Source organism: Isoptericola sp. S6320L (genome assembly GCF_023015685.1).
Lineage (GTDB): Bacteria > Actinomycetota > Actinomycetes > Actinomycetales > Cellulomonadaceae > Isoptericola > Isoptericola halotolerans_A.
Genome location: NZ_JALKAT010000011.1, coordinates 1 through 25,148 on the forward strand (window position 1 = coordinate 1; position 25,148 = coordinate 25,148).

General features: G+C 73.4%; 23 protein-coding genes. 3 read left to right on the forward strand and 20 right to left on the reverse strand.

The window, feature by feature from the left end; translation table 11 throughout:
• Positions 1-22: 22 nt before the first annotated feature.
• The 4 genes from infB to rimP all read right to left on the reverse strand — a co-directional run bounded on the left by infB (position 23) and on the right by rimP (position 5,022).
• Positions 23-2,896 (reverse strand): translation initiation factor IF-2, encoded by a 2,874-nt coding sequence (gene infB, locus MWU57_RS08375; RefSeq protein ID WP_106268089.1) that lies wholly within the window; start codon positions 2,894-2,896, stop codon positions 23-25.
• Positions 2,897-3,080: 184 nt separating this feature from the next.
• Positions 3,081-3,530: a YlxR family protein gene (locus MWU57_RS08380; protein WP_308221158.1), complete on the reverse strand. Its 450-nt coding sequence runs from the start codon at positions 3,528-3,530 to the stop codon at positions 3,081-3,083.
• Positions 3,455-4,495 (reverse strand): transcription termination factor NusA, encoded by a 1,041-nt coding sequence (gene nusA / locus MWU57_RS08385; protein ID WP_106268093.1) that lies wholly within the window; start codon positions 4,493-4,495, stop codon positions 3,455-3,457. The genes MWU57_RS08380 and nusA overlap by 76 nt, the downstream gene beginning before the upstream one ends.
• A gap of 2 nt (positions 4,496-4,497) precedes the next feature.
• Positions 4,498-5,022: a ribosome maturation factor RimP gene (gene rimP / locus MWU57_RS08390; protein WP_106268095.1), complete on the reverse strand. Its 525-nt coding sequence runs from the start codon at positions 5,020-5,022 to the stop codon at positions 4,498-4,500.
• 164 nt (positions 5,023-5,186) lie between these two features.
• Between rimP and MWU57_RS08395 the strand changes: the two genes are divergently transcribed.
• On the forward strand, positions 5,187-6,374 hold the full coding sequence (locus MWU57_RS08395) for a DUF4439 domain-containing protein (RefSeq protein ID WP_246908727.1): 1,188 nt from the start codon (positions 5,187-5,189) through the stop codon (positions 6,372-6,374).
• Between the two features lie 27 nt (positions 6,375-6,401).
• Here the strand turns inward: MWU57_RS08395 and MWU57_RS08400 are convergent, their stop codons facing one another.
• A complete protein-coding gene (locus MWU57_RS08400; RefSeq protein WP_246908728.1) occupies positions 6,402-8,249 on the reverse strand; it encodes a proline--tRNA ligase in 1,848 nt (615 codons plus the stop codon).
• 49 nt (positions 8,250-8,298) lie between these two features.
• On the opposite strand from MWU57_RS08400, the gene MWU57_RS08405 reads away from it, so the two are divergent.
• Positions 8,299-9,207, forward strand: a complete 909-nt coding sequence (locus tag MWU57_RS08405) for a DNA-formamidopyrimidine glycosylase family protein (protein ID WP_246908729.1) — start codon at positions 8,299-8,301, stop codon at positions 9,205-9,207.
• A 30-nt stretch (positions 9,208-9,237) separates the two neighbouring features.
• Here MWU57_RS08405 and MWU57_RS08410 read toward each other — a convergent pair whose 3' ends face one another.
• The 11 genes from MWU57_RS08410 to rpsB form a co-directional block, all read right to left on the reverse strand.
• Positions 9,238-10,164, reverse strand: a complete 927-nt coding sequence (locus MWU57_RS08410) for a DUF4081 domain-containing GNAT family N-acetyltransferase (RefSeq protein ID WP_246908731.1) — start codon at positions 10,162-10,164, stop codon at positions 9,238-9,240.
• Positions 10,165-10,186: 22 nt separating this feature from the next.
• Complete coding sequence (gene ispG / locus MWU57_RS08415) at positions 10,187-11,350, reverse strand: flavodoxin-dependent (E)-4-hydroxy-3-methylbut-2-enyl-diphosphate synthase (protein ID WP_106268105.1); 1,164 nt, start codon at positions 11,348-11,350, stop codon at positions 10,187-10,189.
• 84 nt (positions 11,351-11,434) lie between these two features.
• Positions 11,435-12,700, reverse strand: coding sequence for a site-2 protease family protein (locus MWU57_RS08420; RefSeq protein ID WP_246908732.1), 1,266 nt, complete (start codon positions 12,698-12,700; stop codon positions 11,435-11,437).
• Between the two features lie 58 nt (positions 12,701-12,758).
• Positions 12,759-13,952, reverse strand: coding sequence for a 1-deoxy-D-xylulose-5-phosphate reductoisomerase (gene dxr / locus MWU57_RS08425; protein ID WP_246908733.1), 1,194 nt, complete (start codon positions 13,950-13,952; stop codon positions 12,759-12,761).
• Between the two features lie 16 nt (positions 13,953-13,968).
• Positions 13,969-14,523, reverse strand: a complete 555-nt coding sequence (locus MWU57_RS08430; protein ID WP_106268111.1) for a DivIVA domain-containing protein — start codon at positions 14,521-14,523, stop codon at positions 13,969-13,971.
• On the reverse strand, positions 14,520-15,614 hold the full coding sequence (gene rlmN / locus MWU57_RS08435) for a 23S rRNA (adenine(2503)-C(2))-methyltransferase RlmN (RefSeq protein ID WP_219885657.1): 1,095 nt from the start codon (positions 15,612-15,614) through the stop codon (positions 14,520-14,522). The genes MWU57_RS08430 and rlmN overlap by 4 nt, the downstream gene beginning before the upstream one ends.
• Before the next feature lie 104 nt (positions 15,615-15,718).
• A complete protein-coding gene (locus MWU57_RS08440) occupies positions 15,719-16,552 on the reverse strand; it encodes a phosphatidate cytidylyltransferase (protein WP_106268114.1) in 834 nt (277 codons plus the stop codon).
• Positions 16,552-17,109, reverse strand: a complete 558-nt coding sequence (gene frr / locus MWU57_RS08445) for a ribosome recycling factor (protein ID WP_106268115.1) — start codon at positions 17,107-17,109, stop codon at positions 16,552-16,554. The genes MWU57_RS08440 and frr overlap by 1 nt, the downstream gene beginning before the upstream one ends.
• A 42-nt stretch (positions 17,110-17,151) precedes the next feature.
• Positions 17,152-17,916, reverse strand: a complete 765-nt coding sequence (gene pyrH, locus MWU57_RS08450) for a UMP kinase (protein ID WP_243401016.1) — start codon at positions 17,914-17,916, stop codon at positions 17,152-17,154.
• 166 nt (positions 17,917-18,082) lie between these two features.
• Complete coding sequence (gene tsf / locus MWU57_RS08455) at positions 18,083-18,922, reverse strand: translation elongation factor Ts (protein WP_246908734.1); 840 nt, start codon at positions 18,920-18,922, stop codon at positions 18,083-18,085.
• A 77-nt stretch (positions 18,923-18,999) separates the two neighbouring features.
• The gene (rpsB, locus tag MWU57_RS08460; protein ID WP_246908735.1) at positions 19,000-19,953 is read right to left on the reverse strand and encodes a 30S ribosomal protein S2; all 954 of its coding nucleotides are present in this window, start codon (positions 19,951-19,953) and stop codon (positions 19,000-19,002) included.
• 461 nt (positions 19,954-20,414) lie between these two features.
• Here rpsB and MWU57_RS08465 point away from each other — a divergent pair, with 461 nt between their 5' ends.
• Positions 20,415-20,957, forward strand: a complete 543-nt coding sequence (locus MWU57_RS08465; RefSeq protein WP_246908736.1) for a murein hydrolase activator EnvC — start codon at positions 20,415-20,417, stop codon at positions 20,955-20,957.
• A gap of 17 nt (positions 20,958-20,974) precedes the next feature.
• Here MWU57_RS08465 and MWU57_RS08470 read toward each other — a convergent pair whose 3' ends face one another.
• The 4 genes from MWU57_RS08470 to MWU57_RS08485 all read right to left on the reverse strand — a co-directional run bounded on the left by MWU57_RS08470 (position 20,975) and on the right by MWU57_RS08485 (position 25,126).
• Complete coding sequence (locus MWU57_RS08470; protein ID WP_246908738.1) at positions 20,975-21,919, reverse strand: tyrosine recombinase XerC; 945 nt, start codon at positions 21,917-21,919, stop codon at positions 20,975-20,977.
• A 66-nt stretch (positions 21,920-21,985) separates the two neighbouring features.
• Positions 21,986-23,239, reverse strand: a complete 1,254-nt coding sequence (gene dprA, locus MWU57_RS08475; RefSeq protein ID WP_246908740.1) for a DNA-processing protein DprA — start codon at positions 23,237-23,239, stop codon at positions 21,986-21,988.
• Positions 23,232-24,773 carry a YifB family Mg chelatase-like AAA ATPase gene (locus MWU57_RS08480; protein WP_308221159.1) on the reverse strand — a complete coding sequence of 514 codons (1,542 nt, stop codon included), beginning with the start codon at positions 24,771-24,773 and terminating at the stop codon, positions 23,232-23,234. The genes dprA and MWU57_RS08480 overlap by 8 nt, the downstream gene beginning before the upstream one ends.
• A complete protein-coding gene (locus MWU57_RS08485; RefSeq protein WP_246908742.1) occupies positions 24,770-25,126 on the reverse strand; it encodes a YraN family protein in 357 nt (118 codons plus the stop codon). The genes MWU57_RS08480 and MWU57_RS08485 overlap by 4 nt, the downstream gene beginning before the upstream one ends.
• Positions 25,127-25,148 lie beyond the last annotated feature (22 nt).

The window sequence follows — 25,148 nt, forward strand, 5'->3', positions numbered from 1 at the left end:
GACGCCGTCGGTGGTGCGGACCTCAGTCGCGCGGGATCTCGCGCATCTCGAAGGTCTCGATGATGTCACCCTCGGTGACGTCGTTGAACGACCCGAGACCGATACCGCACTCGAAGCCCTCACGGACCTCGGTGACGTCATCCTTCTCGCGACGCAGCGACTCCACGTTGAGGTCGTCGCCGACGACCTTCCCGTCGCGCAGGACGCGCGCCTTCGTGTTCCGGCGGATCGTGCCGGAGCGGACGATCGAACCGGCGATGTTGCCGAACTTCGAGGACCGGAACACCTGGCGGATCTCGGCGCTGCCGAGCTTCGCCTCCTCGTACTCCGGCTTGAGCATGCCCTTGAGGGCCGCCTCGATCTCGTCGATCGCCTGGTAGATGACCGAGTAGAACTTGACGTCCACGCCCTCGCGCTCCGCCAGGTCCTCGACACGCTCGCCGTAGCGGACGTTGAAGCCGATGATCACGGCGTTGTCCACCGTGGCCAGGTTCACGTCGTTCTGCGTGATGTCGCCGACGCCGCGGTGGATGACGCGCAGGTCCACCTCGTCGCCCACGTCGATCTTGAGCAGCGCGTCCTCCAGCGCCTCGACGGCACCGGAGACGTCACCCTTGAGGACCAGGTTGAGGGTCTCGACCTTGCCCTGCTCGAGCGCCTTGGTGAAGTCCTCGAGGCTGATGCGCTTGCGGCGCTTCGCCAGGAGGGCGGCACGCTCGGCAGCCTCACGCTTCTCGGCGATCTGACGCGCCGTGCGCTCGTCCGGCGCCACCAGGAAGGTGTCGCCGGCACCCGGCACGGACGCCAGACCCAGCACGAGGACCGGGCGTGCCGGTCCTGCCTGCCGCACGGACTCGCCGTGCTCGTCGAACATCGCCCGCACGCGGCCGTGGGCCGTGCCCGCGACGATGGCGTCACCGACGTTCAGCGTGCCGGACTGGACGAGCACCGTCGCGACGGAACCGCGACCCTTGTCCAGGTGGGCCTCGATCGCCACACCGCGGGCGTCCTTCTCCGCGTTGGCGCGGAGGTCGAGCGCCGCGTCCGCCGTGAGCAGCACGGCCTCGAGCAGGTTGTCGATGCCCTGGCGCTGCAGGGCGGAGACGTCGACGAACATCGTGTCGCCGCCGTACTCCTCCGCGACCAGGTTGTACTCGGTGAGCTGCTGCCGGATCTTGTCCGGGTTCGCGCCCTCCTTGTCGACCTTGTTCACCGCGACCACGATCGGCACGTCGGCCGCCTGGGCGTGGTTCAGCGCCTCGATCGTCTGCGGCATCACGCCGTCGTCCGCGGCCACCACGAGGATCGCGATGTCCGTGACCTTGGCACCACGGGCACGCATGGCGGTGAACGCCTCGTGACCCGGGGTGTCGATGAACGTGACGGCACGGTCGGCACCCTCGTGCTCGGTGTGCACCTGGTACGCACCGATGTGCTGGGTGATCCCACCGGCCTCGCCCGCGACGACGTCCGTCGAGCGGATGGCGTCGAGCAGCTTCGTCTTACCGTGGTCGACGTGACCCATGACGGTCACGACCGGCGGACGAGGCATGAGGTCCTCGTCGCCCTCGCCGGCCTCCTCGGCCTCGAGGTCGATGTCGAAGGACCCGAGCAGCTCGCGGTCCTCCTCCTCGGCCGAGACCATCTCGATCCGGTAGCCGAGCTCGACCCCCAGGGTCGCGAAGGTGTCCTCGTCGAGGGACTGCGTGGCCGTGGCCATCTCGCCGAGGTGCATCAGCACCGTGACGAGCGAGGCCGGGTTCGCGTCGATCTTGTCCGCGAAGTCGTTGAGCGAGGCACCGTGACGCAGCCGCACCGTGGTGCTGCCGTTGCCGCGGGGCACGCTGACGCCGCCGAGCGACGGCGCCTGCATCTGCTCGAACTCCTGGCGCTTCGCCCGCTTCGACTTGCGCCCCCGGACGGGACGACCGCCGGCGCGACCGAACGCACCCTGCGTGCTGCCACGACCGGCACCGCCACGACCGCGGAACCCGCCGCCACCGCCGCCGGGGCGGAAGCCTCCGCGCCCGCCGCCGGGTGCACCTCCGGGACCGGCCGGTGCGCCGCCCTGGCCACCACGACCGCGACCGCCGCCGCCTCCGCGGCCGCCGGCCGCCGGGCGCTCGCCCGGACGCGGCATGCTGGTCTTGCCGGGCATCATGCCGGGGTTGGGACGCGGACCGCCCGGACGAGGTGCCGCGGGGCGCGGACCGCCGGGGCGCGGACCGCCCGGACGCTCGCCCTGTGCCGGGGCGGCCTCACCGCGCTGCGGACGCTGCATGCCCTGCTGCGACGCGTACGGGTTGTTCCCCGGACGCGGCGAGCCGGAGCGCTGCATGCCCTGCTTGGAGGCATAGGGGTTGTTGCCGGGGCGCGGCTGACCGCCACGGCCGCCGGACCGCTGCTGACCCCCGGGCTTGGAGGCCGGCTTGGGCGCGGCACCAGGCTTGGGCGCGGCACCGGGCTTCGGTGCGGCACCCGGCTTCGGGGCCGTGCCGGGCTTCGGCGCAGCCTCTGCCGCGGGAGCCGCCTCCGGCTCGGGGGCGGTCTCGGCGGCCGCCTCCGGCTTCGGTGCGGCCTCCGGCTTCGGCGCTGCCTCCGGCTTCGGGGCCGGCTCGGCCGCGGGGGCGGCGGGCTCGGCCGGGGCCGGCTTGGCAGGCGCGTTCCGCGCGCCGGGCTTCGGCGCTCCGGGCTTCTTCGGGGCGGGCTGAGCGCTCTTCGCGCCCTGGTCGCCGCCGGCGCCCTGGAACTTGCTGCGCATGGTGCGCTCGACCGGCGCCTCGAGCGTCGAGGAGGCCGAACGAACGAACTCACCTGACGCCTTCAGCTCGGCCATCAGGGTCTTGCTTTCCACTCCGAGCTGCTTCGCCAGCTCGTGGACGCGGATCTTCGCCACATCTCTCCTGTCTCGGCCCCACCGAGAACAGGCAGGACCGTCGTTAGTACCGAGTACTCATCGCTGGGGACTCATCGGGTGCCCATCGGCTTCTGACCCGCTTCCTTGTCGATGTACGCGTGGTGCGGCCGGACGGTGGCGTCCGGTCGTGTCGTGCGCGGCACCTCGGTGCCGCGCAGGGGTGTCAACGGTCCTGCTGCTCCAGATGTGCCCGGACGGCCGAGAGGTCGAGCGGAGCGGCAGCGCGCAGAGCACGCGGCACGGCCCGCCGTCGCACGGCGCCTTCCAGGCAGGCGAGGTCCGGATGGATCCAGGCTCCCCGCCCCGGCAGGCTCCCACGCACGTCGACGACGACCCGAACATCCGTCCGAGATGCGTCGTCGGACGCCGCGATCACCAGCCGCAGGAGGTCCGACCGCAGGTCACGAGCCCGGCACCCGACACACGTACGCACCGGTCCCGCCGTCGGGGGCGAGGGGTGGTGCGGGCGTGCGGAGGCCTGGGCACGCGGCCCGGTCCCTGTCAGTCTAACGCGACTGGTCATGGCTCTCGACCAGCTCAGGCGTCCTCGCCCGGGGACACGGCCACCGCGGCCTCCGGAGATCCCTCGTCCGAGCGGATGTCGATGCGCCATCCGGTCAGCTTGGCGGCAAGCCTGGCGTTCTGCCCTTCCTTGCCGATCGCCAGCGAGAGCTGGTAGTCCGGCACGACTGCGCGGGCGGCCCGGGCGTCGGGGTCCACGACGGTGACAGAGCTCACACGCGCGGGCGACAGGGCGTTGGCCACGAACCGGGCCGGGTCGTCGCTGTGGTCGACGAGGTCGATCTTCTCGCCGTGCAGCTCGGCCATCACCGCTCGGACGCGCGAGCCCATCGGACCGATGCAGGCGCCCTTGGCGTTGAGGCCGGACACCTTGGAGCGGACGGCGACCTTGGTCCGGTGCCCGGCCTCGCGGGCCACCGCGGTGATCTCCACCGAGCCGTCGGCGACCTCCGGCACCTCCAGCTCGAAGAGCTTGCGGACGAGCCCCGGGTGGGTGCGGCTGAGCGTGACCTGCGCGCCCTTCATGCCCCGGGAGACCTCGACCACGTAGCCGCGCAGGCGCTCGCCGTGCGTGTACTCCTCGCCCGGGACCTGCTCGTGGGGCGGCAGCACCGCCTCGGTCCCGCCGACGTCCACGAGGACGACGCGGGGGTCGCGCCCCTGCTGGATCACCCCGGCGATGACCTCGCCCTCCTTGCCGCGGAACATGCCCAGGACCTGGTCGTCCTCGGCGTCCCGCAGCCGCTGCACGATCACCTGGCGCGCCGTCGCCGTGGCGATGCGCCCGAAGTTCGCGGGCGTGTGGTCGAACTCCGGACCCAGCTCCACCAGGTCGCGCCCCTCGGGGTCCTCCGGGTCCGGGGTGCGGATCGCCTCCTGGGCGTAGACGGTCACGTGACCCGACCGCCGGTCGAGCTCGACCCGGGCGTGCTGGTAGGCGTCCGGCGTGCGGTGGTACGCCGAGAGGAGCGCCTGCTCGATGGCCTCGACCAGGACGTCCAGGCTGATCTCCCTCTCGCGCTCCAACAGCCTCAGCGTGCTCATGTCGATGTCCATCGTCAGCCTTCCTCACCGTCGCGGGCAGTGCCCGCGTCCTCGTCCTCGAGCCGTTTCAGCTCGACCTCGACCTTGCCCTTGCGCACGTCCGACAACGGGACCCGTGCGCCGTCGTCGAGCACCAGCACCGGACCGTCGGCACCCTCGACGACGTCGCGCAGCCGACCTGTCGTCGTGCCGCCGTCGACCAGCGTGAGCCGCACCGAGCGCGTCCGGGCGCGGCGGAAGTGCCGCGGCTCCGTCAGCGGGCGCGACGCCCCCGGCGTCGAGACCTCGAGCGTGTACTGGCCACGCACCACGTCCGCCGCGTCCAGGGCCGCCGAGATCTCTCGCGACGCGTCGCCGAGGCGGTCCGAGTCGAGGCTGCCGACCTCGTCGTCCGGCAGGTCGAGCGTGATCCGCACCGTCGACCGGCTCCCCGCCCGTGCGACCCGCGCGTCCTCCAGGTGCAGCCCGGCCGCCTCGACGACGGGCGAGACCACCGCACCGATGCGCTCGTCCGGGGTATGGCTCCGCTCTGCTGCCATGGATGCCTCCCGTGGGTTCTCCCGCGCCGGGACGTCCCGCGGCCGGTGTGTCGTTGTACGTCGTGCGTCGTCCAGCCTAACGAACGCGGTGCCGCTCGCGTGCCGAACGACCCGCCCGCACGGGTGGAGGAACGTCACACCCCGACGTGGCAAGATCAGGCACGATGGAACCGCATCCCGCACCTGCTCCGGTACGCCGACGCCGCCACCGGGCCGCCGTCGCCGGTGTGCTCGTCGCCGTGCTCCTGTCGGGCTGCGGGCTGCGGCTCGAGACGCCGCCCCCCGCCGAGCCCGTGCCGGACTCCGTGGAGATCGTGCGCCGCACCGCCGTGTCGGACGCCCTCTACGTCGCCGAGCAGGCCGAGTCGGCCGTGGAGGCGCTCGACGGGGACCGCGCCCGGCTGACCACCGAGCTGGAGCGCGTCGCCACGCAGTCGCGCGAGCAGGCCGCGGAGCTCGGTGGCGTGTACGACTCCGGGCTGGAGCCCGAGAGCAACGACGGCACGCCGGAGGCGTCGCCCAGCGAGGCGCCCGTCGTGCCGCAGGACGTCGTCGACGCCCTGGTCGACGCCTCGGGCCGCAGCCGCACCGCGGCCGGGACGACGACGGACGGTCCCCTCGCCCGGCTGCTGGCCTCGGTCGGCGCGGCGCAGGCCGTCTCCGCCGGCCGGGTGGTCGCCTACACCGACGGGACCCTGCCCGCTCCGGTCGCGCCGGTGGTGCCCGAGCCTGCCGTCGCGGACGACGCCGCCGCGAGCGATGAGCCCGACGACGAGGGGACGGACGAGGATACGGACGACGACGCCTCGGACGGCGGCGCCGCGTCCGCGCTCTCCCTCCTCGCGGCGCCGAGCGAGGAGGAGCCGACACCCACCCCCTCCGTCGAGGAGGGCGTGTCGAGCACGGTGCCCGACTCCGACGAGCCCGCCGTCGTGCCCCGCGGGCTCACGGCGGGCGACCTGCGGACGCTCATCGAGTCGGAGGACGCGGCGGGCTACGCGCTGCGGTTGCGCGCCGCGCGGACCTCCGGCGAGACCCGCGACCGCCTGACCGAGCGCGCCGACGTCCACACGAGCCGCGGCCAGGCCTGGGCGCTGGTCGCGGGCACGAGCCGCACCGAGCAGGACCCGCGTCAGGTGGCGTACACGGTGCCGCGGGGTGGTCGGCCCGCCGCCCTGGTGCGGACGGTGGAGTCCGGCCTGGCCACGGACTACGCCAGTCTCGTCGCCACGACGGCGCCCGAGACCCGGGCCGTCCTGGTGGACCTCCTCGTGGAGTCGGCCGTCACGCTGGACGCCTGGGGCGCGGAGCCGGTCGCGTTCCCGGGCCTGCCGGAGCAGCAGGACGACTGACCGACGCCGTCCCGCTGCCGGGGCAGGTCAGCCCAGCAGGTCGGCGACCCGCGCGGCGACGACGTCGACGGCCTCGGCGACCGCCACCTGCTCGGGCTCGCCCGACCGGGGGCGGACCTCCACGACACCGTCGGCCAGGCCACGGCCGACCACGACGAGCAACGGCACGCCGAACAGCTCGGCGTCCTTGAACTTGACACCAGGTGACACCTTCGGGCGGTCGTCGTAGACCACCTCGACGCCCCGGTCCGCCAGGGCCTCGGCGATCTCGGCAGCCTGGTCGAACACCTCGGTCCCCTTGCCCGTCGCGACCACGTGCACGTGGGCCGGCGCGACGTGGGCGGGCCAGGCGAGACCCTTGTCGTCGTGGTGCGCCTCGGCGAGCGCGGCGAGCACCCGCGTCACACCGATCCCGTACGACCCCATGGTCACCGTGGCCTGCTTGCCCTGCGGGTCCAGCACGTTCAGCCCGAGGGACTCCGCGTACTTGCGGCCGAGCTGGAAGATGTGGCCGATCTCGATGCCGCGCGCCAGCTCGAGCGGTCCCGAGCCGTCCGGCGCGGGGTCGCCGGCACGCACCTCCGCGGCCTCGATCGTCCCGTCCGCGGTGAAGTCGCGCTCCGCGACGAGGTCGAACACGTGCCGGCCCGGCGCGTCGGCGCCCGTGATCCACCGGGTACCGGCGACCACGCGCGGGTCCAGCAGGTACCGGATCGCGGACCGCGTCGCGTCGGCGTCGTCCGAGGTCGCGTCGAGCACCTGCTTGCCTTGCGGACCGAGCACGCCCGGTCCGATGTACCCCTTGACGAGCTCGGGGTGGGCGGCGAAGTCGGCGTCGGTGGCGGGCTCGGCCTCGGCCGGGGCCAGCGCGGCCTCGAGCCGCTTGACGTCGACCTCCCGGTCGCCGGGCACGCCGACCACCAGCAGGTCGCGCGACCCGTCGGGCTGCGTCACGGCGAGCACCACGTTCTTCAGGGTGTCGGCGGCGGTCCACGGCCGGTCCGCGCGCGGGTGGTGGGCGTTCGCGAAGTCGACGAGCGTCGCGATCGTCGGGGTGTCCGGGGTGTCCTCGACGTGCGCCGCGGGAGCGTCGTCGTAGGGCACCGCGGCGGGGACGGGCGTCGCGACGGCCTCGACGTTCGCCGCGTAGCCCGCCGCCGAGCGCACGAAGGTGTCCTCGCCGATCGGCGAGGGCGAGAGGAACTCCTCCGACCGGGAGCCGCCCATGGCGCCGGACGTCGCCGAGACGATGACGTACTCGAGCCCGAGCCGCTCGAAGATCCGCTGGTACGCGCCGCGCTGACGCTCGTACGACTGCGCCAGGCCCTCGTCGTCGAGGTCGAACGAGTAGGCGTCCTTCATGATGAACTCGCGACCGCGGATCAGGCCGGCGCGCGGGCGGGCCTCGTCGCGGTACTTGGTCTGGACCTGGTAGAGCGCCAGCGGCAGGTCCTTGTACGACGAGTACAGGTCCTTCACCAGGAGCGTGAACATCTCCTCGTGCGTGGGGGCCAGCAGGTAGTCCGCCTGCTTGCGGTCCTGCAGCCGGAACAGGTTGGGACCGTACTCGGTCCAGCGGCCGGTCGCCTCGTACGGCTCGCGCGGCAGGAGGGCCGGGAAGTGGACCTCCTGCGCCCCGATCGCGTCCATCTCCTCGCGCACCACGGCCTCGATCTTCGCCAGGACGCGGAGCCCCAGCGGCAGCCAGGAGTAGATCCCGGGGGCGGCACGGCGGATGTAGCCCGCCCGCACGAGCAGCCGGTGGCTGGCGACCTCGGCGTCGGCCGGGTCCTCGCGCAGGGTGCGGACGAACAGGGAGGAGAGCCTCAGCAGGTCGCGGGGGCGAGCGGCGCTGCGGGCGGACACGATCGACATGCGGCCAAGCCTAGCGGCGCGCACGGGATGCTTCGGCGACACTGGGAGCATGCCCGAGCTGCCCGAGGTCGAGGCGTTGGCCCGGTTCCTCGACGAACGGACGTCCGGCCGCACCCTGGTGGCGGCCGACGTCGCGGCGATCGCCGCGCTCAAGACCCACCACCCGCCGGTCTCCGACCTCGTCGGCGGGACCGTCAGCGGCGTCACCCGGCACGGCAAGTGGCTGGACCTCGCCGTCAGGCCCGGTGCCGGCGCGCCGACGGACCGCGGGGCCCTGCACCTCGTCCTCCACCTCGCGCGCGGCGGGTGGGTGCGCTGGCACGAGTCCGCACCCACCACGCCCGTGCGGCCACGGCTGGGAGGCTCGTCCCGGGGCGCCGCGCTGGCGCTGCGCCTGCGGTTCGACGACGGCACCGGCGTGGACCTCACCGAGGCCGGGACCCGCAAGCGGCTCGCCGTCCACGTGGTCCACGACCCCCAGGAGGTCGACCAGGTGCGCACGCTCGGGGTGGAGCCGCTGTCGGCGGAGTTCACGCCGGAGGTCCTCGGGAGGCTCCTGGCCGCACGCAACCAGCAGGTCAAGGGCCTGCTGCGCGACCAGCACGCGATCGCCGGCATCGGCAACGCCTACTCGGACGAGATCCTGCACGTGGCCCGCGTGTCGCCCTTCCGGCTGACGCGGACGTTCACCGACGACGACGTCGCCGCGCTGCACGAAGCGACCGTGACGACGCTGCGCGCCGCGGTGGCGACGTCGGCGGGCCGGCCGGCGGCGCAGCTCAAGGACGCCAAGCGGTCGCAGATGCGGGTGCACGGCAGGACCGGCGAGGCGTGCCCGGTGTGCGGGGACGCCGTGCGCGAGGTCAGCTTCGCGGACAGCTCGCTGCAGTACTGCGCGACCTGTCAGACCGGCGGCCAGGTGCTCGCCGACCGTCGCACCTCGAAGTTCCTGCGCTGACCGCAGGCGCACCGGCACGCGGCCGGGAGCTCAGAACAGGACCGTGGAGAACGTGCCCACCTGCTCGAACCCCACCCGGCGATAGGCCGCGAGCGCCGGAGCGTTGTACGCGTTGACGTACAGCGACACGGTGGGTGCCACGTCGCGCCGTGCCAGGGCGACGACGGCGGCCATGCCCGGGATCGAGAGGCCCTCTCCCCGCCGGGCCGGGTCGACCCAGACGCCCTGCACCTGCGCCACTCCCCCGGCGACGGCCCCGAGCTCGGCCTTGAAGACGACGGTGGCCCCGCCGTCCGGGTCCTCGGCGACCCGCACGTAGGAGCGTCCCTCGGCGATGAGCGAGCGCACCCGGGCGGCGTACGCCCCACCGCCTGCGGCGACCGGCGAGTAGCCGACCTCCTCGGTGAACATCCGCACGCAGGCGGGCAGGACGAGCTCCAGCTCCGTCGCGCGGGACCGCCGGACCCCCGGGTCCGGCGCGACGTCGGGGTCGCGGTCGATCACCAGGGACGGCTGGTCGGTCCGGACCTCGCGCGGCGCGGGCCACACGCGCGAGAGGAGCCCCCAGAGACGCTGCACCACCGCCCGGTCCCCCACGATGGAGCTGGAGCGCCGGCCCTGGACGCGCGCGGCGGCGGCGAAGGCGGTGACGGCCTCGTCGACGGTGCGCGGCCCCAGCGCGGCGGGGACGACCGGCACGAGGTTCGCACCCGCCCAGCACACCGCTTCCAGCGGGCCCGACGCGGGGAAGCCCCACAGCTCCCCGCCCGCCGCGGCGAGGCCGGAGCGGTCGGCGACGTCGATCCGGGCGGCGGCGAGGACCGAGGCGACGGGATCCGCGGCGCAGACGCGGCGTGCCGCGGCCAGGTCCGCCGGTCCGAGGACCCGCGCGGCCGGCCCACGCCGAGCGTCGGACAGCGCGGCTCGCGGGTCACGCAACGCCGGTCGCCACCCCATCGCTCCGCCTCCCCGGGCCGTGTCAGGACACCGAGACGACCGGTGCGCCGGCCTGCGCGTCGTTCTCGGGTGCCGGCATCGACTCCGCGATCCGCATGGCCTCCTCGATGAGCGTCTCGACGATCATCGCCTCGGGCACGGTCTTGATGACCTCGCCCTTGACGAAGATCTGCCCCTTGCCGTTGCCGGACGCGACGCCGAGGTCCGCCTCCCGGGCCTCGCCCGGGCCGTTGACGACGCAGCCCATGACCGCGACGCGCAGCGGCACCTCCATGCCCTCGAGCCCGGCGGTCACCTTCTCCGCCAGCGAGTACACGTCCACCTGGGCACGGCCGCAGGACGGGCACGACACGATCTCCAGCTTGCGCTCGCGCAGGTTGAGCGACTGCAGGATCTGCAGGCCGACCTTGACCTCCTCGACCGGCGGCGCGGACAGCGAGACCCGGATGGTGTCCCCGATCCCCTGGCTCAGCAGGGCGCCGAACGCCGTGGCGGACTTGATGGTGCCCTGGAACGCGGGCCCCGCCTCGGTCACGCCGAGGTGCAGCGGCCAGTCGCCGCGCTGCGAGAGCAGCTCGTAGGCGCGCACCATCACGACCGGGTCGTTGTGCTTGACCGAGATCTTGAAGTCGTGGAAGTCGTGCTCCTCGAAGAGGCTCGCCTCCCACACGGCCGACTCGACGAGGGCCTCCGGCGTCGGCTTGCCGTACTTCTCGAGCAGCCGCTTGTCGAGCGACCCGGCGTTGACACCGATGCGCAGCGAGGTGCCGTGGTCCTTGGCGGCCTGGGCGATCTCCTTGACCTGGTCGTCGAACCTCTTGATGTTGCCGGGGTTCACCCGGACGGCCGCGCAACCCGCCTCGATCGCGGCGAACACGTACTTCGGCTGGAAGTGGATGTCCGCGATCACCGGGATCTGGGACTTCTTGGCGATGATCGGCAGCGCGTCGGCGTCGTCCTGCGTCGGGCAGGCCACCCGGACGATGTCACAGCCGGACGCGGTGAGCTCCGCGATCTGCTGGAGCGTGGCGTTGATGTCCGTCGTCTTCGTCGTCGTCATCGACTGGACGCTGACGGGCGCGTCACCGCCGACGTACACGTCGCCGACCCGGATCTTGCGGGTCTTCCTGCGCGGGGCGAGCACGGGGGCGGGAGCGGCAGGGATGCCGAGGTTCACTGCAGTCACGACCCCAGTATCGCGCGTCCTGGGGCGTGCTACGCACGCGGGAGGCGGACGTCACCTCGTCGGGCCGCGGCGGTCACACGAACTTCACAGGAGGCGGACCGGATCGACGAGGTCGGCGACCATGAGCACGGCTCCCACGCCGACGAGCACGACGAACACCACGTAGGCGACCGGCATCATCTTGGCGACGTCCGCCGGGCCGGGCAGGGTGGCACCCCGGACGCGCGCGACGGTGCGCCGCGCGCCCTCGTACAGGGCGTTGACCACGTGGCCCCCGTCCAGCGGCAGCAGCGGGATGAGGTTGAACATGAACAGCGCGATGTTGAGCGCCGCGAGCAGCATGAGCATGAGCTGCACGCGGGCCAGGACCGTGTAGTCCTCGGCCCCGGCGGCGTCGACGGCGACGCGGCCGACGCCGACGACGGACATGACCGAGTCCTGGGCGCGCGGCTCGTCGGTGAACGCCTGGTAGGCCGCGTCGTAGATGCGCACCGGCAGGGTGGCGATCGCGTGCGCGGTGCCGGAGACCTGCATCCACACGGCCTCGGGCACGCTGGAGGCCGGCAGCGGCTGCCGCTCCACGCTCGAGGACACGCCCAGCAGCGCGCCGTCGACCATGACGGGCTCGCCGTCGTCGCCCGTCACGGCGTACCCCTCGTCGTCCGTCAGAGGACGCTCCGCGGGGGTCGGCGTGACCTGCAGCGTGACCTCCTCGCCGTCGCGCAGCACCGTGAGCGGGACGTCCTCACCGGCGCGGTCGTTCACCATGCCGACCAGCTGGGACCATTCCTCGACCGGTACGCCGTCGAACGACACGACCTCGTCGCCGGGCCGGACCCCGGCGGCGGCCGCCGCGGAGTCCTCACCGACGTCCGCGACCGTCGTCGTCGCCGCGGGCATCCCGATGCCGAGGAACACCACGGCCAGCAGCACGACGGCGATGACGAGGTTCATCACGGGCCCGCCGAGCATCACCACCAGCTTCTTCGGCGTGGAGAGGTGGTAGAACGCCCGGTGCTCCTCCCCCGGCCGGATCTCGCTGACGCTGGCGTCGCGCGCGTCGGCCACGACCCGGGCGAAGAAGCCGTCGCGGGGACGGCTGCCGGCCGGCGCGGGCGGCATCATCCCGACCAGGCGCACGTACCCGCCGAGCGGGATCGCCTTGAGCCCGTACTCGGTCTCGCCCTTCGTCCGCGACCAGAGCGTGGGACCGAACCCGACCATGTACTCGCTGACGCGCACGCCGAACTTCTTGGCCGGCACCATGTGGCCGACCTCGTGCAGCGCGATCGAGACGAGGATGCCGAGCACGATGACGACGATGCCGACGACGACGGGAAGGATGTCCACGACTGCCAGCGTAGGCGACGTTCCTGGGTGCGCGGGGCGGCCTCGTGCGCCGGGTGGCTCAGCTGCGGGCGAGCAGCTCGTCGGCGCGGCCCCGGGCCCAGCCCTCGACCGCCTCGACGGTCTCGAGCGTGACCTCTCCCGGTGCGACGCCCTCGTGCTCGCCCAGCACGCGCTCCACCGTGTCGACGATGTCGCAGAACCCGACCCGCCCGCTCAGGAAGGCCGCGACGCCCTGCTCGTTCGCGGCGTTGTAGACCGCCGGATGGGTGCCCGACGCCGCGGCGGCGGCCCGCGCGAGCCCGACGGCCGGGAAGGTCGCGTCGTCCAGCGGCTCGAACGTCCAGGTCGTCGCCTGCGACCAGTCGCACGGCGGGCTGACGACGTCGAGCCGGTCCGGCCAGGACAGGCCGAGGGCGATGGGCAGGCGCATGTCCGGCGGCGACGCCTGGGCGATCGTGGACCCGTCGCAGAACTCGACCATCGAGTGCACGACCGACTGCGGGTGGACCACGACCGTGATGTCGTCGGTCGGGACGTCGAAGAGCAGGTGCGCCTCGATCAGCTCGAGCCCCTTGTTCATCAGGCTCGCCGAGTTCACGGTCACGACCGGGCCCATGGCCCACGTCGGGTGGGCGAGCGCCTGCTCGGCGGTGACCGCCTCGATCTCGTCCCGGGTGCGGCCGCGGAACGGCCCGCCCGAGGCCGTGAGGATCAGCCGACGGACCTCGCTGCGGGCGGGCGAGTGGGCACCGCCGCGCAGCGCCTGGGCGATGGCGGAGTGCTCCGAGTCCACGGGCACGATCTGGTCGGGGGCGGCGAGCGCCTTGACGAGCGGACCGCCCACGACGAGCGACTCCTTGTTCGCCAGCGCCAGCGTGGAGCCGGCCTCGAGCGCCGCCAGCGTCGGCCGCAGCCCGACCGAGCCCGTGATGCCGTTGAGCACGACGTCGGCGCCCCGGCCGGCCACCTCGGTGGCGGCCTGCGGTCCCGCGAGGACCTCGACGTCGTCGGCGCGCGAGCCCAACCGGGTGGCCAGGGCCGCGCGCAGGTCGTCCGCCCGCGCGGGGTCGGCCACCGCGACCGTCCGCACGGCGAGCGCCTCGGCCTGCTCCGCGAGCAGACCGACGTCGGAGCCTCCGGCGCTGATCGCCTCGACCACGAACCGGTCGGGATGGGCGGTGACGACGGCGATGGCCTGCGTGCCGATCGAGCCGGTCGAGCCGAGGAGGGTGACGGTGCGAGGAGAGCTCATGGCGTCATCCTCGCAGTCACTCGACGCCGAGCAGCACCTCGATGGCCCGCGCCAGGAACTTGTCCACCGACGCCTCGCCGTAGGCGTCCGCACCCTTGGCCCGGCCGAAGGTGGCCGAGCGCACCTCCGCGGCCGTCAGGGGCTCCTGCCGGTCGAAGTACCCCACCAGGCGGTCGCACAGCGCGTCGACGTCATCCATGTCGTAGCCCTGCTGGCCGCGCTCCGCCGGGGCGAACTTGGCGCCGTCCGGGCGGCCCAGCCGGCCGTACAGCGTGCGAGCGCGCTCCGCGAGAGCGCCCATCCACGCCTCCTGCCCGTGCTGGTTGACGAAGTCGGCCCGCTGCCGGGCGATGAACGCACCCTCCAGCCGGTCGAGCGCGGCGTCGACCTCGTGCGTGTTGTACCCGCCGCGGACGAGCTCGAACGTCGACGTCGCGATGTCCGCGTTCGTCATCGGCTCCGGCGTCCGACCCTCGTACGCCTGACGCGCGTGGTCGAAGAAGTCGTCGACCTCGTCCGGGTCGTACCCGGAGCGCATCTTCGACACGGTGGAAAAGAGGGTGCTGCTCACTCGTCGTCCTCCTCGGCGGCCAGCTGCCCGCAGGCGCCATCGATGTCGCTCCCACGGGTGTCACGGATCGTGGTGGGGATGCCGTGCCCGCGCAATCGTGCCACGAACTCGTCCTCGACGGAACGCTCGCTGGCCGTCCAGATGGACCCCGGGGTGGGGTTCAGCGGGATGGGGTTGACGTGCACCCACCCCCGGCCCCGGGCGTTGAGCTTCTCGCCGAGCAGGTCCGCACGCCAGGCGTGGTCGTTCATGTCCTTGATCAGCGCGTACTCGATCGACACCCGGCGCCCGGTCACCTCGAAGTACCGGCGGGCGGTGTCCAGGGTCTCGTCGACGCTCCAGCGGGTGTTGATGGGCACCAGCTCCGAGCGCAGGTCGTCGTCCGGGGCGTGCAGGCTCAGCGCCAGCGTCACGGGGATGCCCTCGTCGGTGAGCCGGCGCATCGCGGGGACGAGTCCCACCGTGGAGACGGTGATGTTGCGGGCCGACATGCCCAGGCCCTGCGGCGCCGGCGCGACGAGCGCCCGCACCGTCTCGATGACCGCCTTGTAGTTGGCCAGCGGCTCGCCCATGCCCATGAAGACCAGGTTGTTCAGCCGGGCCGGGCCGCCGGGGATCTCGCCGCGGTCCAGCGACCGGAACGCCGCCCGCACCTGCTCCAGGATCTCCGCCGTGGACAGGTTGCGGGTCAGGCCCAGCTGGCCCGTGGCGCAGAACGGGCAGGCCATCCCGCAACCCGCCTGCGACGACACGCAGAGGGTCGTCCGGTTCGGGTAGCGCATCAGCACCGACTCGACCTTGGCGTCGTCGAAGAGGTGCCAGAGCGTCTTGACGGTGGTGCCGCCGTCGGCCTCCATGCGCCGCGTGGGGCGGATCAGTGGTGGGAACATCGTCGTGGCGAGCGCGTCCCGGGTCGACTTCGGGAGGTCCGTCATCTCGGCAGGGTCCGAGGTGAAGTGGGTGAAGTAGTGGGCCGCGAGCTGCTTGGCGCGGAACGGCTTCTCGCCCATCTCCACGACGGACGCGACGCGCTCGTCGGGAGTGAGGTCCGCGAAGTGCTTCGGCGGCTTGCCGCGACGCCTCGGCGCCATCTGCAGCGGAAGAGGCTTCGTCTCGTCGGACGGCCGGACGGCGGGGACGCCGAGCGCGGTCGTGGTGCGAGCGGTGGGTGTTGCCATGACGATTCCTTCGGGGCTCAGACGGTCGCCTGCAGGACGAGGTACACGAACGGCGCGGTGACGACGAGCGAGTCGAGTCGGTCCAGCACGCCCCCGTGGCCCGGGAGGAGCGAACCCATGTCCTTCAAGTCTAGGTCGCGCTTGATGAGGGACTCGGCGAGATCCCCGGCGGTCGCCGTGACGGCGGTCAGCACGCCGAGACCGACGCCGACCCACCACGGTGCGTCCAGCACCAGCAACGCCCCGGCGACGCCGACGACGACCGCCAGCAGCACCGAGCCGCCCAGCCCTTCCCAGCTCTTCTTCGGGCTCACCGACGGCGCGAGCGGGTGCCTCCCGAAGAAGACGCCGGCGACGTAGCCCCCGACGTCGTTCGCCACCGCGAGCAGCACGAAGAGCACCACGCGGAGCTCACCGTCCGGCTCGTCGAGGATGAGCAGGACGAAGCCCGCCAGGAACGGCAGGTAGGTGGCGGCGAAGACGCCCGCCGAGGCGTCCCGCAACGCTCGCGGGCCGGAGCCGTCGAGCACGCGCCAGACCACGACCGCGCCGACCGTGAGCACGAACGCCACGAGCAGCGCCTCGGGTCCGGCCGCGTAGGCCGACACCGCCATGCCGGCGCCCCCGACGAGCAGCGGCGTCAGGGGGATGGCGATGTCACGCCGTGCGAAGGCCTTGCGCAGCTCCCACAGCGCCGCGCTCTGCGCCAGGATCACGAACGCGACGAACGGCTCCGGCCGGAACCAGAGCGAGGCCGCGAGAGCGACGAGCAGGCCGACTCCGACCGCGACGGCCGCCGGGAGGTTGCGCCCGGCTCGAGAGGGTCCGCGCTGCGCGTCGACGGATGACATCAGACCTCGAGCAGCTCGCTCTCCTTGCCGGCGAGGAGCTGGTCCACGAGGTCGACGTGCTTCTTGGTCAGCGACTCGAGCTCCTTCTCCGCACGCGAGCCCTCGTCCTCGCCGACCTCGCCGTCCTTGACCAGCCGGTCGATCTGCTCCTTGGCCTTGCGGCGCACGCCGCGCACCGAGATCCGCGCGTCCTCCGCCTTGGTCTTGGCGAGCTTGACGTAGTCCCGGCGGCGCTCCTCGGTCAGCGTCGGCATGACGATGCGGATCGAGTTGCCGTCGTTCGACGGGTTGACGCCCAGGTCGGACTCGCGCAGCGCCTTCTCGATCGCCGCCATCGACCCCTTGTCGAACGGTGTGATCAGGACCGTGCGCGCGTCCGGGATGTTGAACGAGGCGAGCTGCTGCAGCGGCGTGGGAGCGCCGTAGTAGTCCACCTCGATCGAGGAGAACATGCCGGAGTTCGCACGGCCCGTGCGGATACCGGCGAACTGCTCCTTGGCGAACTCGATCGCCGTGTCCATCTTCTCCTCGGCCTCGAGGAGGGTGTCGTCGATCACCCGGTGCTCCTTGTTCGTGAGATGTGGCTTCGTCAGGACGACTCAGCGGGTCGTGACCGAGGTCCCGATCTTGTCGCCGAGCAGTGCACGGGTCACGTTACCGTTCTCCTCCAGCCCGAAGACGCGCATGTGCACGTCGTTGTCGCGGCACAGCGAGAGCGCGGTGGCGTCCATGACGTTCAGGCCACGGACGAGCGCGTCGGTGTACGTGAGGTGGTCCAGCTTCTCCGCGGCGGGGTCCGTCCGGGGATCCGCGCTGTAGACGCCGTCGACACCGTTCTTGCCCATCAGCACCTCGTCGCAGTGCGTCTCGAGGGCGCGCTGCACGGAGACGGTGTCCGTGGAGAAGTACGGCATGCCGGCCCCGGCCCCGAAGATGACCACGCGGCCCTTCTCCAGGTGCCGGATGGCGCGCAGCGGGATGTACGGCTCGGCCACCTGCCCCATGGTGATGGCCGTCTGCACACGCGTCTTGACGCCGTCCTGCTCGAGGAAGTCCTGCAGCGCCAGGCAGTTCATGACGGTGCCGAGCATGCCCATGTAGTCGGCGCGAGCGCGGTCGAGGCCGGCGCGGGAGAGCTCGGCGCCGCGGAAGAAGTTCCCGCCGCCGACGACGATCGCGACCTGCACGCCCTGCCGGACGGCGTCACCGATCTCCTGCGCGACGCGACGCACGACGCCCGTCTCCAACCCGACGTTGCCTCCGCCGAACGTCTCGCCCGAGAGCTTGAGCAGCACCCGTCGCGTGCCGGTCTCCCTGTGCGGGACCTGCGTGGCGACGAGCTGGTCCTGATCGATCTGGGTCATGCCACCGTCCGTCTCTGTGCACGCCCGGGACGATCTGCCCGGGGTCGGTCTCCTCGCGCATCCTGGCACCGGATGCGCGCGCCCGCTCTCCGGCGGTCCATCCCGGACGCGAGCGAGCATGCGACGGCCCGGCCGCACCAGGGGGCACGACCGGGCCGAGGACGCGTCAGTTGCCGACGCGGAAGCGGACGAAGCCCTGCAGCTCGCCACCGGTGGCGGCGACGTGCTTGGCGACCGTCGTCTTCGGGTCCTTCGCGAGGGGCTGGTCCAGCAGGACGACCTCCTTGAAGAAGCCGTTCAGCCGTCCCTCGACGATCTTGGGCAGCGCCGCCTCGGGCTTGCCCTCGTTCTTCGAGGTCTCCAGCGCGATCTCGCGCTCCTTGGCGACGGTGTCCGCCGGGACGTCGTCACGCGTCAGGTACGTCGGCGCGATGGCGGCGACGTGCTGGGCGACGTCCTTCGCCACGGGCTCCGCGGCCTCGTCGGTGACCACGAGGACACCGATCGACGGCGGCAGGTCCTTGGCGGTCTTGTGCAGGTACGCCGTGACCTTCGGGCCCTCGACACGAGCCACGCGGCGCAGGACGATCTTCTCGCCCATGGTCGCGCCCCGGACGGCGACGAGGTCGGCGACCGTCCCGCCCTCGGCGGGCGCGGCGAGCGCGGCGTCGAGGTCGGAGGCCCCGGCCGCGGCGACGGCCTCGAGCACGGCGTCGGCCAGCGCGATGAACTGCTCGTTCTTCGCGACGAAGTCCGTCTCGGAGTTGAGCTCGATCATCGTGGCGGTCTGCCCGGCGTCGCCGTCGGAGACCTTCACGGCGACGAGGCCCTCGGAGGCGGCGTTGCCCTCGCGCTTGGCCGCGCGGGCGAGGCCCTTCGTGCGGATGATCTCGATGGCCTTGTCGGTGTTGCCGTCGGCCTCGTCGAGCGCCTTCTTGACGTCGAGCATGCCGGCACCGGTGCGCTCGCGCAGGGCCTTGATGTCAGCGGCGGTGTAGTTCGCCATGGGGGGATGTCCTCCGTGCTGGTGTCGGTGTGCGGTGAACCGGCGGGCCGGGCGTCTGGCGCCCGGCCCGCCGCCGATCACTCGGACTTCTCGGTCTTGGCCTCGGCCTCGGGCTCGGCCACGGCGACGGCCTCGGCGGCCGGAGCGGCGTCGGCGCCGGGGGCGACCGCGTCCTCGGCACCCGTGGCACCTTCGGTCGTGGCGGCGTCCGGAGCCTGCTCGGCGGTCTCCACGGCGTCCTCGGCCTTCTCGGCCTCGGTCTCGGCACCGGCGAGCAGCTCGCGCTCCCACTCGGCCAGCGGCTCGGCCTCGGTCTCGGCGGTCGCGCCCTTCTTGCCGGAGGCGCGCTGCATCAGGCCCTCGGCGGCCGCGTCGGCGACGACGCGCGTGAGCAGCGTGACGGAGCGGATCGCGTCGTCGTTGCCCGGGATCGCGTAGTCGACCATGTCCGGGTCGCAGTTCGTGTCGAGGATCGCCACGACCGGGATGCCCAGCTTGCGCGCCTCGTCGACCGCGAGGTGCTCCTTGTTGGTGTCCACGATCCACACGGCCGACGGCGTCTTGGCCATGTCGCGGATGCCACCGAGCGTGCGGGCGAGCTTGTCCTTCTCGCGGCGCAGGACGAGCAGCTCCTTCTTCGTCAGGGACGAGGAGGCGACGTCGTCGAAGTCGATCTCCTCGAGCTCCTTGAGGCGCTGGAGACGCTTGTGCACGGTGGTGAAGTTGGTGAGCATGCCACCGAGCCAGCGGTGGTTGACGTACGGCATGCCGACGCGGGCGGCCTGCTCGGCCACGGGCTCCTGCGCCTGCTTCTTCGTGCCGACGAACAGGATGGTGCCGCCGTGGGCGACGGTCTCCTTGACGAACTCGTAGGCGCGGTCGATGTACGACAGCGACTGCTGGAGGTCGACGATGTAGATGCCGTTGCGCTCGGTGAAGATGAACCGCTTCATCTTCGGGTTCCAACGGCGGGTCTGGTGCCCGAAGTGGACACCGCTCTCGAGGAGCTGGCGCATGGTCACGACGGCCATGACTGGTCCTTTCGCCGCGCGGACCCGGGATCCTCCCGGTGACCGCGCGCATCAGGTGACCGCCGTCGAGGGCGGTCACGGTGCTTCGGTTGTCGGCGGCGGGCATCCGGCCCGGCACCCCTGGCAACACGCCGGGTCTGCACCGCCGTCCCCGGAGGGACGCACGGACCGCTGCAGGCTCGGCCGTGCCCACCTCGGCCCTGCGAAGGCCGGAGGGGCACGTGCGTGATGCGCGATGTCGACCGCTGCCTGCCTCGTCCCGGCAACCGACGAGGTGGTCGGGAGGCGGGAACGACGCGTGGGCAGCACTGGTCGCAGCAGGAAGTCTACCCGACGAGGCTCTCGGGGCGGACCGGTCACGGGGGTGGTGCCGCTCACCCGGTCGGCACCCACGACCGTTGCCGTCCACAGGATCGTCGAACCCGTCGACGACAACGGCTGCGGAGGGCCAGCCTCGCAGGATGCCACGCTTCGCTCGGACGTCCCCCGCTCACCTCCACGCCGTGCTCGCCACCGCCCTGACCGTCCTCGTGCTCGTGGGCGCGTCGGCGACCACCACGGTCCAGGCCGCCACCGGCAGCACGCCGGGCGCTTGGCAGCCGCCCACCCCGGGCGACGTGGTCCGACGGTTCGACCTGCCTGCCCGTCCCTGGCTTCCCGGGCACCGCGGGATCGACCTCGCCGCCCCAGCCGGGACTCCCGTCGTCTCGCCGGCACCGGGTGTCGTCACGTTCGCCGGGCAGGTCGGCGGCAAGCCCGTGGTCGTCGTGTCCCACGGTGACCTGCGCTCGACCTTCGAACCGGTCGAGGCCGGCACGCGGGTGGGCGACCACGTCCGCGCCGGCGGGCTCGTGGGCCGGGTGGCAGCGGACGGCGGCTCGTCGCACTGCGCGCCGACCGGCTGCCTGCACTGGGGCGTGCGTCGTGGCACGGCGTACCTCGACCCCCTCGCGCTGCTCGGACGCGCCGCCCCGATCGTGCTGCTGCCGCTGCCCACGGCGTGATCCGCCGCGCGAGACGCTCACGCCCGGGGGAACGCCTGGCGGAAGACCTGCTGGAGCCGTTCCGCATCGACGTGCGTGTACCGCTGCGTGGTCCCCAGGTCGGCGTGCCCCAGCACCTCCTGCACCGACCGCAGGTCGGAACCACCGGCCAGCAGGTGCGTCGCCGCGGAGTGGCGCAGGTCGTGCGGCGCGATGTCGTCGACGCCCGCGGCGGCGGCGAGCCGGTGCACGTGCTCGCGCGCCTGGCGCTGCCCCCACCGGCCACCGCGGTCACCGAGGAGCAGCGCCGGCGGGGAGTCCGCACGGTCCAGCTCGGGGCGCCCCCGCGCCAGCCACGCAGTCACGGCGCGGGCCGCGGGCACACCGAACGGCACCACGCGCTCCCGGCCGCCCTTGCCGAGCACCCGCACGAGCCGCTCACGCAGGTCCACGTCGCGGACGTCGCAGGCGACGAGTTCGCCGATCCGCACCCCTGAGCCGTAGAGGAGCTCGGCCGCGGCCCACACCCGCAGCGCGGTCGGCAGCTCCCCGGCCTCCGCCTCCTCGGCCAGCTGCCGCGCCGTGTCGAGCAGCTGCGCCGCCGCCTCGGTGGACAGCACGGTCGGCAGCGTGCGAGAGATCCGCGGGTTGGCCAGGCGGACCGACGGGTCGGACGCGATCAGCCCTTCCCGGTGCGCCCACCGCAGGAACGCCCGGACCGCGGCGCTGCGCCGTGCGAGCGTCGCCCGGGACAGTCCGCGGTCCGCCTGCGTACCGAGCCAACCGCGCAGCACGCCGAGGTCGATCCCGTCGAGCCCCGAGATCCCGTGCCGCACGGCGTACCGCAACAGGCCCGTGACGTCGGCCCGGTACGCGCGCCGCGTGTGCGCCGAGTGGCCACGCTGGGCCGCCAGGTGCCGCGTGAAGCTGTCCACCGCGTCGGCGAGCGCGGTGGGCAACGGCGGGACGTCCGGGCTGGTCATCACCGCCAGTGTGCCGCGCCGAGGTGGGGCGACTGCGCAGGTGGCACGGCGTTTCGCCCCGCGGTCTCAGCGGCGTCCTCCCGTGCCGCGCCACCGCGGACCGTCGCGTCGGGTGAGCCCGCGCCGGTCGAGCGCACCGAGCACCGACACGACGCGCCGCGGTGGCAGGCCGGCCGTCCGCGCCAGGGCGTCGACCGTGGCTCCGGAACGCACCGGCAACGCGTCGAGGACGAGCAGCTCGTCGGGACCCAGACCCGCCCGCGGGTCGCTCCGGGGACCGGCGTCGTCCGGGTGAGCGGGAGCGGCGTCGGCACCGAGGTCCCCCGCGAGCTCTGCCGCCTCGTCGGCGTCGGAGACGCAGACGGCCGCACCGTCCCGGAGAAGTCCGTGGCAACCGGTCGAGGCCATCGACGTCACCGGTCCCGGCACCGCGCCGACCGGCCGGGAGATCTCTATCGCGCGCCGCGCCGTCGACAGCGCGCCCGACCGGCGGGCGGCCTCGACCACCACCGTGGCGCCCGTGAGCGCGGCGATGACGCGGTTGCGGGAGAGGAACCGCTGGCGGAACGGCGCCGACCCGGGCGGTACCTCGCTGAGGACCGCGCCACCGGACCCGACGACCCGTCGCAGGAGGGCGTCGTTCCCCTGCGGGTAGAACCTGTCGACCCCGCCGGCCAGCACCGCGCACGTCACGCCACCGCTCGCCACCGCCCCGCGGTGCGCCGCGGCATCGATGCCGTACGCGCCGCCGGACACGACGGTGAAGCCACGGTCGACGAGACCCGCCGCGAGATCCTCCGCGACCCGCTCGCCGTAGGACGTGGCCGCGCGCGCACCGACCACGGCCACCGACCGCCGCGACCAACCGGCCACGTCCGTGCTGCCGCGCACCCACAGCGCGAAGGGCGCGGCGACACCCAGGTCGTCGAGCCGTCGCGGCCACCGCGGGTCCGCCGGGGTCAGCAGCGCCCCGTCGTACTGGTCCAGGACGCGCAGCTCGCGCCGCGGGTCCAGGCTCGCCAGACGCTGCGACCAGCGCCCGACGGCGTCGACGAGACGCTGCAGCGTGCACTCCTGCACGGCCGCGGCGAGCCGAACCAGCTCCTCCCCGCGCAGCGCCCGCGCGGGGTCGTCGGCCGCCTCCAGCAGCCAGGCGAGTGCGCCGGCCGCACCGAGGTGCGCGACGAGGGCTCCGGCGACGGCGTCGCCGGGTTCGGCCAGCCGGCTCCAGGCGGCGGCGGCCAGCACCGGGTCCTCGGCGTCGAAGCGGACGCGGACCCGGGGACGCGGCGGTTCCAGGTCGAACAACGGCTCACCCACGGCGCTCACCCGTCCGGAACATCATCGCGGCGTCGACGTCGGCCGTCGTCGGGGCCTCGCGCCCGTCCAGGTCCGCGACCGTCCAGGCGACCCGCAGCAGCCGGTCCGCGCCGCGCATCGACAGGTCGCCGGCGTCGATCTGCCTCTCCACCTGGGCGAGCACCCCGGGCTGCCCCCGGAGACGGCCCCGCACCCACGGCCCGGGGAGCTCGACGTTGGTGCTCCACCCGGTGCCCGCCCAGCGTTCGCGGGCGGCCGCACGAGCGTCGCGCACCCGCTCGGCCACGACGGCGCTGGGCTCGCCGCGCCCACCCAGCACGCGTTCCGCCCGGGTGAGCCCGGCGAGGTGCACCTGGAGATCGACCCGGTCGAGCAGCGGCCCCGACAGCCTGCCCACGTAGCGACGGCGCGCCGTGGGCGTGCAGGTGCACTCGAGCCCGGCGTTGGTGCTCGCCATCCCGCACGGGCACGGGTTGGCCGCCAGCACGAGCTGGAACCGGGCCGGGTAGCGTGTCGCCCCGCCGCTCCGGTGCAGGACGAGCTCGCCGGCCTCGAGCGGCTGGCGCAGGGTCTGGAGCACGCGGGGTGCGAACTCGGGCGCCTCGTCGAGGAACAGCACGCCCCGGTGCGCCCGCGACACGGCACCCGGCCGCGCGAGCCCGGTGCCCCCACCCACGATGGAGCTGGGCGTCGCCGTGTGGTGCGGGTCCTCGAAGGGTGGCCGCTGCAGGAGCCCGCCGCCCGGGTCGAACGTCCCGGCGACCGAGTGCACGCCGGTCACCTCCACGGCCTCGGCCTCCGTCAGGTCCGGGAGGATCCCGGGCAGGCGGGCGGCCAGCATCGTCTTGCCCGCGCCGGGCGGTCCGATCATCAGCAGGTGGTGCCCGCCCGCGGCCGCCACCTCGAGCGCCATGCGCGCCTCGCTCTGGCCCACCACGTCCTGCAGGTCACCCACGGGTCGGCGGGGCACCTCCGCGCGGACGCGAGGCACTGCCACGACGTCGTGACCGCGGTCGAGCGCACCGCCGTGGAGACGCACCACGTCCGCCAGGTGCACGGCCTCGTGCACCGTCGCACCGGGCACGAGACGCGCCTCGGCGGCGTCCGCCGCCGAGACCACGACGTCCCCGCACCCGCCCGCGACGGCCGCCGCCACCGCAGGCAGGACACCACGGACGGGCTGCAGGCGTCCGTCCAGCCCCAGCTCGGCGAGGTGCACGACGCGCTCGAGGCCGTGGTGGGGCACGGCGCCGGCCCCGGCCAGCACCGCCACGGCGACGGCGAGGTCGAACCCCGTCCCGGACTTGCGCAGGGACGCCGGTGACAGGTTGACGGTGATCTTGCGCTGCGGCCAGGCGATCCCGCTGGACAGCACGGCGGCACGGACCCGGTCCCGCGACTCGGCGAGCGCAGCGTCGGGCAGTCCCACCAGCGTGAATCCCGGCACGGAGGCCGCGAGCTGGGCCTGCACCTCGACGACGTGGCCCTCCATCCCGGTCAGCGCGACGGAGGCCGTGGTGCCCAGCCCCGTCACAGGACACCCTGCAGGTGCTCGACCTGGGCGGCACCGGACCGCGGCAGCACGACGGCCACCACGTCGATGCGCACCTCGCACCGCGGGGCCGAGCGGCTGTGCAGCCACTCCCCCGTCAGGCGCCTGATCCGCTCGAGCTTCGCCCGCGTGACCGCCTCGGCCGGGTGGCCGAACGCCGTCCCGCGCCGCGTCTTGACCTCCACGACCACGAGGGTCTCTCCCTGGCGCGCCACCAGGTCCAGCTCACCGCGGGTACCGCGCCAGTTGCGCTCGATCACCTCGTACCCGCGCTCGGTCAGGTAGCGCGCAGCCACCCGCTCTCCGTATCGCCCCACGGCGTCCTTGGCCAGCACGGAACCACCTCCGCGCACCACG